The following is a 14,204-nucleotide window of genomic DNA, read 5'->3' on the forward strand; positions in this document are numbered from 1 at the left end:
CTTTTTCTTTTTTGAGAAATATATGATAATGGACTATAAAGCAAACTGAGCCATTTCCTCTTCAGTATATTTGTGCGATTCAGAAACATTGTTTTTGATTTCATTGATCACAAAATCTACTTCTTCTTTCGTTAGTTCTCCAGCCTTAAAGAACAATACTGTTCCATCAGCATCTACTAACAAGATTGGAAATGTATTATTGACATCACCCGTATTCCAGGCGTCTTGAATAAAACGTTTAGGGTCTGTAAGAATCAGAGCATCTGCTTCTTGCTTCGAACGTTTTCTCACCTGACGAGTCATAAAACGAATAATTCCGTTCGGATAAGGAGAGTCAGCAAGATTGACAATGCCATAAGCTAAATACTCTTCATCAGGGAATTTCCATTTTTTTACTTCTTCAATAAAATATTCATTTTGTGAAGGCTTATCTGGATCAGGATAAAAGATTAATGTTACTTTCTCTCCTATACCTGGCGTAACCGCATCTTTGTTATTCAAATCACGGATATCCACTTTTTCTATTTTGTCACCTCTCTTTAAAGTGTTTTTTTCTTGAGCTTGAACAGAAATAGTTGTGAAAGCTATTAGTATAAAAGAGATAGAAAGTTGTAAAATCTTTTTCATGAGTTTTTTTCATTTAATACAGTTCTAATAACGGAGCTGTTTTTGTTTGAGTTGAACTCATTTATATTTATTAAGTGACTTCAGAGGAGGATGTTAATTTGAGAAGGTTGTTTTGTATTGTGTTAATAATTAGGTAGGTATTGATAATAAGAAGGTTGCAGGCACAAAAAAAGCCTTTCATTATAGAAAGACTTTTATTGCGAAAAAACTAAGATAATTCATATTGTTTTACCTTAATCTGTTATTATTCATTTGTGTTTTTGAGTTTTTTATCAAAAACATTTTTGTTTAAAAATTCATTAAGTTGATCGACAGTGTAAGAGCTTTCAATTTCTCCTGAACTATTGATCTTGATGTCAAAGCCTTCTAATTCTCGATTGACTTTAGGCTTAGCTTCTGTGCGCTTAAAGTGATAGCGCTGTTTAATTGATCTAATCATAATAGATAAAAATTAGGTTTAAATTAATAGTAGTTGTGTCTTAATAAGACTGTGCTAGTAATGGGTATTTTACATACCTCTTGAATCATTAAGTTATTACAATTTACTGAAAATGCAGTAATTGAGCTAGTTGATGTACAGATTTGAGGATCTTTAAATAAAAATAGGTCCTTTCATAGAATATGTTTTATTTTGTGTACAATAAATTCTTACTAAATTAATACAATACCAAAAATTGAATATATTAGAGATTAGGGGTGTAACGAAAAAATACGCAAATCATATTGCTTTGGACAACGTTTCTCTGACTGTACCTCAACAGTGTATTTATGGTTTGCTTGGACCTAATGGAGCAGGTAAAACTTCCTTGATTCGATCAATAACTCAAATAATCTCTTTAGATGAAGGGGAAATCTATTTTAATGGACAATTATTAAAGCCCGAAGATGTATTAAGAATGGGCTATTTGCCAGAAGAGAGAGGGCTATATAAAAAAATGAAAGTAGCGGATCAGATTTTATACTTGGCACAATTAAAAGGGATGTCTTTAAAGGAGGCAAAAGCCAAGACTAAATTCTGGTTGGATCGTTTGGAGCTTAAACCTTGGTACAAAAGCAAGGTAGAGGACCTTTCTAAAGGTATGCAGCAGAAAGTGCAATTTATCACTACTGTAATCCATGAACCTAAATTATTGATTTTAGATGAGCCTTTTTCAGGTTTTGACCCTGTTAATGCACAATTGATCAGAGATGAGATTTTTAGATTAAGAGATTTAGGTTCAACTATTATTCTCTCAACACACCGTATGGAGTCTGTTGAACAACTTTGTGACCGAATAGCTTTGATCAATAAATCGAAGAAAGTATTGGAGGGAACGCAGTTTGACATTAAGAACGCCTACAGAAATCATCAGTTTGATCTAATCACAGAAGAAGAAGTAGAAATTTCTTCAACTCCTCATAAAGTAATCAGCCCTTCAGTGAAGGAGCTGTATGGATACAAACAAACTTTAAGACTTATAAATGCTTCCCCAAATCAATTATTAGAAGAGGCTGCACAGCAAAGTACAATCTTAGGTATGCAGGAAAATATTCCTAGTATGCATGATATTTTTATTGAGGCAGTACAAAACGGGAATATTAAAACGACTTCGGAACAGCAGTAAACGTATGAACAAAATACTTTTAATAATTAAAAGAGAATACCTGACGAGGGTAAGAAAGCGCTCTTTTGTGATCATGTCTATTTTAGGACCATTGCTTATTATTGGTTTTTATGGAATCATCATTTGGGCAAGTATATCAGATGGCGATCAAAAAGAAATAGCAGTTGTTGATGAGTCAGGACTTTTTGAAAATGATTTTGACCATAATACTTCATCCTTTAAGTTTTTAAGGATTTTTGGAGGTCTAGATCACGGAAAAGAGCAATTGAACAACGGAGAAATTGATGGTTTTTTATTTATACCCAAAGATTTTACGATTGACAATACGAAAGGCGTAGTGCTTTTTGAATCAAAAGGTTTAGGAGCAAAAGCTGTTTCGGAATTGGAGCAAAGAATCCTCAAAAGAGTCAAAGAATTAAAACTCCCACGACTTGGCGTTACAGAAAAGCAAATTAAGTCGTTGGACCAACCCATTCCCATAAGAACAGTTAGCCTTACCGTTGATGGTAAAGAGTCTGACAGCAATGTAGGTATCTCCAGTGTCATTGGAATTGTAGGGGGATTGGTGATTTATTTCTTTGTATTCATGTACTCCACTATGGTCATGAAAGGTGTATTAGAAGAAAAAACAAGTCGTGTAGTCGAAGTTATAGTTTCTTCTGTAAAGCCCTTTCAATTGATGTTGGGAAAAATAATAGGAGTTGGAGCCGTTGGTTTAACACAGCTTTTTTTATGGATTGTGTTAGGTATTGTGGCGGTAAGTGCTTTATCTACTTTTGTAGATGTGCCTTATGAACAATTTGAACAATCTCAACTATCGCAGATGAATGCTAACGTTCAGCAAGTAGAGCAAGTTGAAATTGATAAAATCACTAAACTCTATTATTCTATTGAAAGTTTTGATTTTGCTACAACTACCTTGGTTTTTATCTATTACTTTATCTTTGCCTATTTGATGTATTCGTCACTTTTTGCAGCAATTGGAGCAAGTGTAGATAATGAAACCGATTCTCAGCAATTTATGTTGCCAGTCACCATGCCGTTGATTTTGGCAATCTCTCTTTCAGGAGGAGTAGTCTCTGATCCACAAGGAGCAATGGCTTTCTGGTTGTCAGTATTCCCATTGACCTCTCCAGTAGTAATGATGATAAGATTACCATTTATTGGATTTGGAACCGAAGTGGTCATTTCAATGGTGACCTTGTTGATAGGTTTTGTAGGGGCGCTTTGGGTAGCAAGTAGGATTTATAGAATAGGTTTGTTGACCTATGGCAAAAAACCAACTTATGCCGAAGTTTTCAAATGGATGTTCCGAAATAATTAAACAAAACGTTTAAGTATAAAGTCAAAAATAAATTATAGTTAATTCTAATTTGTTTTTTGTGAGTACAACGCTAAAAAACGTATTAATAGTGGTTCTATTGATAGTTTTTTGAAGGAAGTAATCGCAAAATAATAAATAGAATTAGTATTAGATATTTTTGAATTTGTACTTACTAAATAAATGAATTTTAATTCGGAATGTTGTTCGGACGGAATAGCATTGCGAATCGGCTAAATTATTAATGAAATTTCATGTGTTTTATGCCAATTTAACAATGGAAGATTTAATATCATTTATTTAGAATATTTATAGCCCGTTTTACTTTTAAAAAGAAAAGAAGGCTTTTATATTTGTAGCCGATTAAGGAAATTTTAAAACTTATCTTTCCAAATTTTTATTTATGGAACTATCAGTAGTAGTACCTGCAGCGATTGTGGCCTTTACGGTCTTGATCCTGTTTTTGGTTTTCGTACTTCTATTCGCACAGATGAAGTTAGTTCAAAGTGGTGACGTAAGCATCGTTTTAAACGGTGATGAGTCTAACCCAGTAGTTGTTGCTGCGGGTTCAACACTTTTAACGACACTTTCAGCGCAAAAAATCTTTTTGCCTTCTGCTTGTGGTGGTGGTGGTACGTGTGCGATGTGTAAATGTCGCGTTACAGACGGTGGTGGAGATGTACTCCCTACCGAAGTAGGTCACTTAAGCCGTGCCGAACAACATGAAAATGTCCGCCTTGCTTGTCAGGTTAAAGTAAAAAATGACATGCAAGTAGAAATACCAGAAGAAATCTTCGGAATTAAGAAATGGGAGTGTGAGGTTGTATCTAACTACAACGTGGCATCTTTCATTAAAGAATTCGTAGTGAAGCTTCCTGAAGGTGAGACACTTGATTTTGAGGCAGGTGGATATATCCAAATCGACGTTCCTGAAGTAACTGTAAACTTCAAGGATATCGATATCACTGCTCACCCTCGTATGGGTAAGAAACCAGACGAATACCAGCCAGAATGGGACAAATTCGGTCTTTGGGATCTTAAGATGGTTAACGATGAGGAGATCTTCAGAGCTTACTCAATGGCTAATCACCCTGCAGAAGGTAACATTGTCATGTTGAACATCCGTATCGCGACTCCACCTTGGGATAGAGCGAAAAACGGTTGGATGGACGTGAACCCAGGTATCTGTTCTTCTTACGTATTCTCACGTAAACCAGGTGATAAAGTAACAGTATCAGGTCCTTACGGTGAATTCTTCATCAAAGAGACTGACGCTGAGATGATCTATGTAGGTGGTGGTGCAGGTATGGCGCCAATGCGTTCGCACTTATTCCACTTATTCCACACATTGAAAACGGACCGTAAGGTACAGTTCTGGTATGGTGGTCGTTCTCGTCGAGAGTTATTCTACGAAGAGGATTTCAAGAAAATCGAGGATGAATTCCCGAACTTCCGTTTCTACAAAGTATTGTCTGAGCCGCTTCCAGAAGATAACTGGACGCCTAAGAAAGATATGGATGACAGAGAAGGCGATGGTTTCGTTGGATTTGTTCACCAAGCTTTAATTGACAACTACTTAGGTAAGCATGAGGAGCCAGAGGAAATCGAATTCTACTTCTGTGGACCTCCTATGATGAACGCAGCGGTAATTAAGATGACTGAGGACTTCGGTGTACCGAAAGAAAATGTATTATTTGACGACTTCGGTGGTTAATCAATACATTCAAATATATACAAAGAAAGACTGTTCGAAAGGGCAGTCTTTTTTTGTTAAAAGAAAGATTTGTAGCTCAAGAACTATTTAAAGTTATTAACTTTGTATTATCCCCTATAGAATTAGTACCTAATAATAACTCAATCCTGTATGCGTCATTTCACTCTAGTTATACTATTTTTATTTCATTTTATTATACCTCTAACAGCTTCAAGTTCTATTTCTGAAATTACCCCAGATGCTATTAATACTTTAAGAGATCAAGGGAAAATTAAAGAAGCGAAAGCACTTGTAAATAAGTGGATTAAAGAAACTGAGAGCGAATATGGCGATGATGCAATCGAAAATGTGATTCCGTTACTTGCTTCTGCGGAGCTTTCCATTATTTATTATGAATATCCAGAGGCCGTTCAATCTCTAGAAAAGGTATTGGGAATTATTGACCTTACTTCGGGATGGCTTTATCCTGACTACGCATTAGCACTCAATTATTTGGCGTATTGTAAGGTAAATATGGGAGATAAATTTGCTGCTTTCGGTTTATTGAATGAAGCCGAAATGATCTACTATAAGACACTTACCCAACAACATCCTGATTTCAATTTATGTAATATTAATAGAGCCATTCTCAATTTACACCTTGGTGAATTTGAAAAAAGTGAATCCTATTTTTTAAAATCTTATCAATTTATTGAAGACCATAAAGAAGCATTTGCTACTAGTAAAACGGCAAGTACAATCACTATTGATTGGTTGAATATAAAATTTGCTCAGCTCTATACGAAATGGTATAAACCAGAAAAAGCACTTCCACTTTTAGAATCAGCTCAAGCAGGCTTGATTAAGAGGGGATGGAAAAAAAGTCCTATTTATTCTATTCTTTTAGAAAACTTAGCAGAGCATTACTATTATTCCAATAATTATAAAATGGCTTACTCATTTTATGAGGAGTTACACAGTCATCGAAAGGAATTTTATGGAGAAAATCATATTGCCACGGCAAAGGCAACATTGGAAATGGGTGAAATTATGTCGCAAACGGGGTACATTAATAATGCCTTATCCTATTTTCAACAAGCGAATAAATTGCTAAGTAAAGAAAAGGGATACGTCAACTCCAAAGCCGAAATACTGCTTCATATTGCTGATGTATATTTACAAAAGGGAGATGCTGTCAATGCGAAGGAGTATTTTGATAATGTCAAAATCGAAACGACAACCAATCGAGATTTGTATTTCTTTTATTTGAGAGTGATGGGGGACCTTTATTATATCAATGGAGATTACATTAATGCGGAACTCAAATTGATGGAATTAGTGTCTATCGTCCGACAAGAGAGGGTATTCTTCACAAAACATTACAGTAAGGCAATTGTAACACTAACAGAGCTTTTTGTAACGTTGGGAAGATTACAAAATGCCATTGGCTTGTGTGAAAATGAAGTCAACTTTTTGAAAAAGAGAGGGAGAGATAAGAGCGTGACCTATTTGGATTTGAGACTTACGCTTCTCACCGCCCAGTGGTATGAAAAGTTGATTGATGAAACGGAAGCAATGGCTCAAATTACAAATATTGAAGATACTTTGGTTCGTTTTGTAAACCCGAATCATCCATTATTTATCAAAACAAATACATTGAAAGGAGGTTTGTGTTCCGATCTTTTAAAGTACGATGAAGCGATTTCATATTTTAGAAAGGCATTGGACTTTGCTAATCAACATGGAGTAGAGGAACTGCATTTTCAAAGGATACAAATTATAGATTATGCAGGAAATATATATATCAAGAAAAGAGAGCTAGAAAAAGCACTGACTGAATATAGAGTGCTCAAAGGAAAGTTTACGGATGAATCTGTTTATTTTCCAGGCTTTTTGGGGAGGATTGCTTATGTAAAAGCCCTTCAAGGGAAGTGGGAAGAAGCAAAAGAATTAATCATAAGAGGTGTTGATATTCGTTTTCATCAGTATGATACCCAATTGAATTTTACGAGTGAAGATGAAAAAATCAATTACGTTCATCACACGTCATTAGTCTTTAAATACTTTTTTAGTTTGATGTCAATGCCTGAAGGGTACAAGTCTCCTTTGATGGTGGAGAAGTGTTATGACCTTCAAGTCAATTATAGAAAGTACTTTCTGAAAGAAGCTATTGCAAGAAAAAAGAAAATTGAGAATCTAGGGCAATATCGAAAAAGTATGAACTTTACGAATTACAATCAACACCTAGATCAGCAGAAATCTAAACTAGCAACAGCCAATTTCTTTTCGATTAAAGAAAGAAATGATTTGAATATTGATACCTACATGCTTACCGATAGGATCAATAATTTAGAGAAATCCTTAAGTTTTGCGTCAAAATCAGATGATGATTCATTAAATGTATCAGAATATATCTCTTGGAGAGATGTACAAAAACGCCTCAATGAAAAGGAAGTCGCTTTAGAAATCATCAAATTGAATACAATAGATAAAAATAATGATTTCTATGTGGCAATCGCTATTTCAAAAAATTGTAAGACACCGAAGTTTATCCCGATCGGTAATGCAAAACTACTAGAAAATGACTTGTTTAGTATTTACTCTAAAGAAATAAAACCGAAAACGAGATCATTGGTTTATAAGAAAACCACCACTAAGAAAGTATCAGCTTATAAGTATTATTGGGAACCGATAAAAGAGGGATTAGCAGAATGGGGAGAAGAAATAGGAACAATATATTTGAGTAAGGATGGTATTTATAATGCAATCAATTTGAATGTCTTATACAATAGTGAATCGGAGAAGTACCTTATTGAAGAAGAAGATATTCACCTTGTAATTAGTACTTCTGATATCCGATCAAAGAGTCAATTATCGAATTTTACTAATAATGATATTTGTCTTTTTGGAAACCCATCTTTTGAAGGTGATGCAGAAGATTTAGGAGTTAGAGAAGCGGCCGGACAAGCTTCAGCAGATCAAGAAAAATATACTTTTTATCTTGAGAATCTGCCTGGAACGAAAACGGAGCTAGAAAATACACAGACATTATTTAAAAGTAGAGGATGGAATGTGGATGCATATTATGAAGATAGGGCGACTGAAAATAACATTAAAAACTTATCGTATTCACCTTCTATCATGCACATTGCCACCCATGGTATTTATATAGATGAATTGATCAATCCAATTTTGCAAAACCCTTTATTAAAATCGGGTCTTTTCTTCACGGAAATATCTACAAATAATGAGAAATCTGTAGATGAAATCTATAAATCAGGCAATGATGGGATCTTGACGGCTTATGAAGTGAAAGGTTTAAATCTAAAAAATACTTCTTTATTGATTCTTTCAGCTTGTCAATCAGGAGTGTCAGACATCGCTGATGGTGATGGGATTTCTGGGCTGCAATATGCTTTTAGTATAGCAGGGGTAAAAACGATTGTAATGAGTTTATGGAGTGTTGATGATGTAGCTACCCAAAAACTGATGAATGAGTTTTATGAGCAGTGGTTCCAAACTAAGGACATTGATCAAGCTTTTCGAAATGCACAACTTAAACTAATGAAAGACTATAAGGACCCTTACTATTGGGGAGCCTTCGTGATGGTGCATTAATCAAGAGTCAGGTACTTTTTCAATTTTAACATTTTCTATTGTCACAAAATAGTTGATCGTCTTGTCTTATAATTATAAGTGAATATTCATTCAAATTTATAAAGTCATGTACCTACTAACCCGTGATCGTGAGGAAATTTGGAACACAATAACACATGCAATTGGTGTATTATTGAGTATAGTTGGTTTATTATTTCTATTATTAAAAGCAAACACCCCTTTTGACTATTTGGTGTACAGTGTGTTTGGAGCAAGTATGATCATTCTCTACTTATCGTCCACTTTATATCATCTTATAGCATTTACTAAACTAAAGCAGTTTTTAAGAAAACTGGATCATAGTGGTATATACCTGTTGATTGCTGGGACTTATACGCCTTTTGCTTTACTTTCTCTTGAAAATGATGGAGGCGTCACAATTGCTATTATTGTTTGGACGATAGCTTTTATAGGAATGATTTATAAGTTATTCTTTAAAATTAAATACGAATGGATCTCAGTCACATTATATGTTGGAATGGGCTGGATTGCTGTATTTAAGTTAGGAGCTTTATACCAAGAATTAGGAGCGGGATTTTGGTTGATGATTGCAGGAGGAGTAGCCTATACTTTGGGAGTGCTATTTTATGTTTGGGAAAAACTGAAATACAATCATGCTATTTGGCATTTATTTGTTTTGGCAGGTAGTATCTTAATGTATCTATCTATTTATCTTTATACTTAATTTTAGTCAATCATAGAAAGTAAAACTTAGTACCTAATAAGCATAAAAAAGAGGCAAATCAATATTAGTTGAAATGCCTCACATATTAATTATGAATCGAAAGTAAATTTTCTAAATGCTTTAATTACTAAACACAAGAAAAAATAAAAAATTCGATTACTGAAAGATTATTATGTTAATCGTTGTAGAGTCCAAATATAATATTGAATTAATGCTAACATTTAAACCCAATTAAAAGAATATCATCAATTTGTTTACTGCCATTTTTCCAAGCATCAAACTTTTGAGTCATCTTTTCTTTCTGCTTTTCTAATGGAAGCGTATTCCAACTACAAAGATCTTCAATGAGCTGTTTTCTCATATATTTCTTATTCTCTTTCCCTCCAAACTGATCTTGAATACCATCTGAATAAATATAGAAAGTATCTGTTTTTTGAATGGCAATGGTATGCTCATCGTATGTTTTCTGCTTATTCTTCATTCTGTTGCCACCAACATGACGGTTCGTACCTTTGTAGAGATTGTATTCACCATTATTTTTTACGACTAATAGTGGATTTTTTGCTCCAGCATATTGTAATGACTTTTTATCTTTTGCAATGGTACAAATCGCAACATCCATTCCTTCACGCGACCATTCATTTTCTTCTTGATGTAGTGTTAGAGCAATGTACTTATCAATTTTCGCTAATATTTCAGCAGGTGAAGTAAGTCCCTCGATATTGACAACTTGATTCATCAGTGCATTTCCCATCATAGACATAAAGGCACCAGGAATACCGTGTCCAGTACAGTCTAGAGCAGCAATAATAGTTTGTTCATGTTGTTGCCCGACCCAGTAAAAATCACCTGATACAATATCTCTCGGTTGGTACATCACAAAATGCGAAGAGAAAAATTCAGTAAAATGCTGTTCTGCTGGTAACATAGCATTTTGGATACGCCACCCTGCATGAATACTTTCTTCCGTCTTTTTACTTTGTATTTGTAAAGAGGTGAGTGCCTCTTCTAATTGGTTGGCTGTAGATCGAATCTCAATGTTTTGTTCAGAAATTCTTTCATTCCTCGCTTCTAATTCAAGATTAGTTCTTTTCCTTTGTACTGCATTTTTGTACTGTAAACTTCCGACTACACCCAGTGAAACCAACAATAATAATAAAGTGGCAGCAGCCCAATATTGCTTAGCAATCAGTGCTTTTTGCAGTTGATTTTTTTGCTCTAAAATCTCAATTTTCTGTTTTGCAGCCTTCTCGGTTTCTATCAATAATTTTTTCAAATAAGAACGATCAGTTTCTAAGTCATTTACCTTGTTATTTTGTTGGTCAAGGTAACTTTTCAATAAATAAACAGCCTCTTCATCATCCAATTGATTGATACTATCCAAGAATGAGTAATGATTTTTGAGTTCTGTGAGTGCTTCCCTCAATTGTTCTAATTCATCTTGATCTGGATTCCCAAACAGTTCTAACTCTTCTTTAACAGCTAGGTTATATTGACTTTGAGAAATCTCACCTCTATAATATTTAATACTGTTGAGGTATGATAATGCTTGAGAATAGTAATTTCTAAACTTCATCACATCGTCAAGACTTCTGTATTCTTTTTTCAGAACAGGCTTGTATTTAAATTTCTCTAATAATTTTACGGAGGAATTGAGTTGACGGTAAGCATCACTAATCTTGTTCATTCTTAGGTATGTTCTGCCTAAAAATATTTTGGATATTCCTTCAAAGTATCTATTCTCATTAGCTTTACTCTCTGTTACTGCCTCCACAAAATATTTTCGTGCTTTGGATAAGTTTGGATTTTCTCCTAGCAATTGATTTATTCCCTTTCCAATTATTGAAAGAACATAGGCATCTTTGATATTATTCTTATTGGCAATTTCTTCTGCTTTTTTAAAGTAGGGTAAGGCCTCGTCTTGAATCTCCAATGAGGTATACAAGAATCCAATATTTAAATAGGCGATCACTTCTAAGGTATATAACTGCAGTTCGCTGGAAAGAAGTTGCGCTTCTAAAAATGATGATTTTGCATTTTCAAAATCAAGACTGACCCTATAGGTTGCACCTAGGTCAAGTAAAAAGTTGACTTTATCTGACTTTTGCGTTGACCTTTCTGAAAGCTTTAATGCTTTTTGGTGAAAGTTGACGGCTTGAGGGAAAGTGGAAAATTCCCTAAAAACAATAGCCTTGGTGTTGTAAGCCATGGCAAGTGCCTCATTATTGGATATTTTCTTGGCTGTACGTATTGCTTGATTAACAAGTTGGAAAGGCTCTTTTTGAGAAGATGGATTTCTTTCCACAGCCATTAAAGCCATTGCCGTAAGTGTTTCTACTTTTTCGGCACTGTCTTCCATTTTCATTCCTTGTTCAATATTAATAGGTTTAGTATTAGTATTTGCCGCCAATAAATTGAAGCATACTACTAACCCAAGTGCCAATGTGACTAATCTGTATCTAGTTTGCACTTTTTTATTATTATGATGGTTTAATTATTTTTTTATAACAGGTTTAACCTTTCGTAGTGCAAAGATTTAACCAATTTTGTAGCAATAAAGTACCATAATCTTCAGAGACCTCTGGATGAAATTGTACTCCCCACCAATTCAAAGTTTTATGTTTCATCGCCTCATTTTCGCAAGATTGTGAGTGAGCTATTAATTGAAAGCTGTCGCTTAAAGTAACGCTTTCGCAGTGATCTTCTTCAAATACACTGTTTTGAGGGATTGCATGGAAAAGAGGAGAAGGAGAGGTCTGTTTTATGGTTTCTAAACTTCTAGCTTCTGTTGTCCTTTTAATTTCACCACCTTCAAGCATTCCTAAAATCTGATGTCCAAAACAAACACCCAACACAGGAGTATCTATAGTTTTTAGTAGCTCAAATTTTTTTAAATAAGGAGCTGGATCTACTTCTGTCAGTAAAATAGGAGCTCCACTGATGATGATTTTATCAGCATTCTTTAAATGTTCTTCAGTAAGATGTTCTATGGTAACAATAGCATAGTTTAAACTTTCTTGTGATAGGATCTCACCAAAATGCTTTGTTTTTACGCTTCCACAGTTAATGATTAAATGCTGTAATTCCACTAGAAATTTATTTAGTTTATAATGTCCTTACCATCAAGATATAAAAAAGCCCATGGAATAAAAAGTTCCACGGGCTTGTGTTTTAATGTCTACAATTAAAAGCGTTCTGTTTTAATATGACAATATGGTTTTGCCTTTTTCTTGAAGTAATACATTTGATGGTATTCTTCAGCATCCCAGAAAGTAGAGGCTTTTGTAACTCTTGTTGCTACATCATATCCTTTATCCTCCAATTCCTTGATTAACTTTTCGGCAATTTCTTTTTGATAATTTGAAGTATAAAAAACCTCTGATCTATATTGTTTACCAACGTCTGGCCCTTGTCTATTGACTTGAGTAGGATCATGGATTTCAAAGAATAACCTTGCTAATTCTTCATAAGATACTTTGTTTGGATCATATTTAATTTCCAAAGCCTCAGCATGCCCAGTGTCAGTGTAACAAACTTCTTTGTAAGATGGATTATTTTTTTGTCCACCAGTGTAACCTACTTGAGTACTAATTACTCCGGGTAATTTGGCGAAGTAATATTCCACACCCCAGAAACATCCGCCAGCAAAAATAGCAACATTCGTTTCTGCTACTTTCTTTTCTTCAGCAGGAGTGAAATTCAATGAGGCTGAGTTAACGCAGTGTCTTGTATTTTTGGCAGTTAATCCTTCACCAATAAAGACATGCCCTAAGTGAGCATCACAATTAGCACATAAGATCTCTGTTCTTCTGCCATCGGCATCAGTCTCTCTTTTTACAGCACCTTCTATCTCATCATCAAAACTAGGCCATCCACAGTGAGAGTCAAACTTATCATCTGATTTGTAAAGTGGAGTGTCACATCTTTTACAAGTATATGTACCATCTTCAAAATGTGCATTATATATTCCAGTACCTGGGCGTTCAGTTCCTTTATGTACAATGACATATTGTTCAAAATCTGTAAGCGGGTTAAACTTTTTATTTTTATCCATATCTTGACTTAATGTAACGCTATGTAATGCTAATAATAATGTAAGTAATCCGAGTATCCTTTTCATAATGTTTAATTTAGGTTTGTATTATTTTATGAATACAATTTTACGGAAGTATCTACACAAGAAATGTGGTATAGTTCACATTTGTTTTGAATCGACGTTGATTTAACACTTTTTATACTCCAATTTCTTCTGGATCAATTTCCTTATTAATCAATTATGGGAAATAAAAAACCTCTACCAGGATATTTTAGTAGAGGTTTTCTAGCAAATTTACTACGTTGTAAACTGAATTATCATCAACTTTTAATTAAGCTTTCTACAAGAATTTATAGAATCTACTTTCAAACTTCCTTCTTCTTCATTTTTGTCTTAACACAAAAACGAAGCAAAAAAGTCAAGGCTTAGAAGTCAAAAGCTAAATTTCATTTCTCTCGCCTAAATGATTTTAAACTCGCTAAAGCTCAAACAGCAAAATCATTTTTAACGGCTCAATCCATGAAATTCTTCACGCTTTTCCCTTCAATGCCGAAGAAGATACTACTAAATGATTACCTAAT

General features: G+C 34.3%; 10 protein-coding genes. 5 read left to right on the forward strand and 5 right to left on the reverse strand.

Translation table 11 applies throughout. The features are described from left to right. Positions 1-33: 33 nt before the first annotated feature. Both IC221_RS06550 and IC221_RS06555 read right to left on the reverse strand, forming a co-directional pair. Positions 34-627 carry a YtfJ family protein gene (locus tag IC221_RS06550; RefSeq protein WP_188168193.1) on the reverse strand — a complete coding sequence of 198 codons (594 nt, stop codon included), beginning with the start codon at positions 625-627 and terminating at the stop codon, positions 34-36. A gap of 244 nt (positions 628-871) precedes the next feature. Next, on the reverse strand, positions 872-1,066 hold the full coding sequence (locus IC221_RS06555) for a hypothetical protein (RefSeq protein ID WP_044205455.1): 195 nt from the start codon (positions 1,064-1,066) through the stop codon (positions 872-874). A gap of 235 nt (positions 1,067-1,301) precedes the next feature. Between IC221_RS06555 and IC221_RS06560 the strand changes: the two genes are divergently transcribed. From IC221_RS06560 to IC221_RS06580, 5 genes are all read left to right on the forward strand, one after another. Continuing rightward, positions 1,302-2,231, forward strand: a complete 930-nt coding sequence (locus tag IC221_RS06560; protein WP_188168194.1) for an ABC transporter ATP-binding protein — start codon at positions 1,302-1,304, stop codon at positions 2,229-2,231. A 4-nt stretch (positions 2,232-2,235) separates the two neighbouring features. Beyond that, positions 2,236-3,555, forward strand: coding sequence for an ABC transporter permease (locus IC221_RS06565; RefSeq protein ID WP_188168195.1), 1,320 nt, complete (start codon positions 2,236-2,238; stop codon positions 3,553-3,555). Between the two features lie 400 nt (positions 3,556-3,955). Next, on the forward strand, positions 3,956-5,266 hold the full coding sequence (nqrF, locus tag IC221_RS06570; protein WP_188168196.1) for an NADH:ubiquinone reductase (Na(+)-transporting) subunit F: 1,311 nt from the start codon (positions 3,956-3,958) through the stop codon (positions 5,264-5,266). A gap of 150 nt (positions 5,267-5,416) precedes the next feature. After that, positions 5,417-8,863 carry a CHAT domain-containing protein gene (locus IC221_RS06575; protein ID WP_188168197.1) on the forward strand — a complete coding sequence of 1,149 codons (3,447 nt, stop codon included), beginning with the start codon at positions 5,417-5,419 and terminating at the stop codon, positions 8,861-8,863. A 106-nt stretch (positions 8,864-8,969) separates the two neighbouring features. Further along, positions 8,970-9,587 carry a hemolysin III family protein gene (locus IC221_RS06580; RefSeq protein WP_188168198.1) on the forward strand — a complete coding sequence of 206 codons (618 nt, stop codon included), beginning with the start codon at positions 8,970-8,972 and terminating at the stop codon, positions 9,585-9,587. Between the two features lie 214 nt (positions 9,588-9,801). On the opposite strand, the gene IC221_RS29870 is transcribed toward IC221_RS06580, so the two are convergent. The 3 genes from IC221_RS29870 to IC221_RS06595 all read right to left on the reverse strand — a co-directional run bounded on the left by IC221_RS29870 (position 9,802) and on the right by IC221_RS06595 (position 13,707). After that, a complete protein-coding gene (locus IC221_RS29870) occupies positions 9,802-12,057 on the reverse strand; it encodes a SpoIIE family protein phosphatase (RefSeq protein WP_188168199.1) in 2,256 nt (751 codons plus the stop codon). Between the two features lie 43 nt (positions 12,058-12,100). Beyond that, on the reverse strand, positions 12,101-12,676 hold the full coding sequence (locus IC221_RS06590; protein ID WP_188168200.1) for a gamma-glutamyl-gamma-aminobutyrate hydrolase family protein: 576 nt from the start codon (positions 12,674-12,676) through the stop codon (positions 12,101-12,103). A gap of 95 nt (positions 12,677-12,771) precedes the next feature. Then, on the reverse strand, positions 12,772-13,707 hold the full coding sequence (locus IC221_RS06595) for a bifunctional methionine sulfoxide reductase B/A protein (RefSeq protein ID WP_188168201.1): 936 nt from the start codon (positions 13,705-13,707) through the stop codon (positions 12,772-12,774). Between the last annotated feature and the right edge of the window lie 497 nt (positions 13,708-14,204).

It is taken from the genome of Flammeovirga sp. EKP202 (assembly GCF_014534745.1).
In the GTDB taxonomy this organism is placed as follows: domain Bacteria; phylum Bacteroidota; class Bacteroidia; order Cytophagales; family Flammeovirgaceae; genus Flammeovirga.

Coding starts and splice junctions, on each gene's coding strand:
- IC221_RS06580 (WP_188168198.1), top strand. CDS start 8,970: ATGTACCTACTAACCCGTGATCGTGAGGAAATTTGGAACACAATAACA.
- nqrF (WP_188168196.1), top strand. CDS start 3,956: ATGGAACTATCAGTAGTAGTACCTGCAGCGATTGTGGCCTTTACGGTC.
- IC221_RS06595 (WP_188168201.1), bottom strand. CDS start 13,707: ATGAAAAGGATACTCGGATTACTTACATTATTATTAGCATTACATAGC.
- IC221_RS06565 (WP_188168195.1), top strand. CDS start 2,236: ATGAACAAAATACTTTTAATAATTAAAAGAGAATACCTGACGAGGGTA.
- IC221_RS06550 (WP_188168193.1), bottom strand. CDS start 627: ATGAAAAAGATTTTACAACTTTCTATCTCTTTTATACTAATAGCTTTC.
- IC221_RS06555 (WP_044205455.1), bottom strand. CDS start 1,066: ATGATTAGATCAATTAAACAGCGCTATCACTTTAAGCGCACAGAAGCT.
- IC221_RS06575 (WP_188168197.1), top strand. CDS start 5,417: ATGCGTCATTTCACTCTAGTTATACTATTTTTATTTCATTTTATTATA.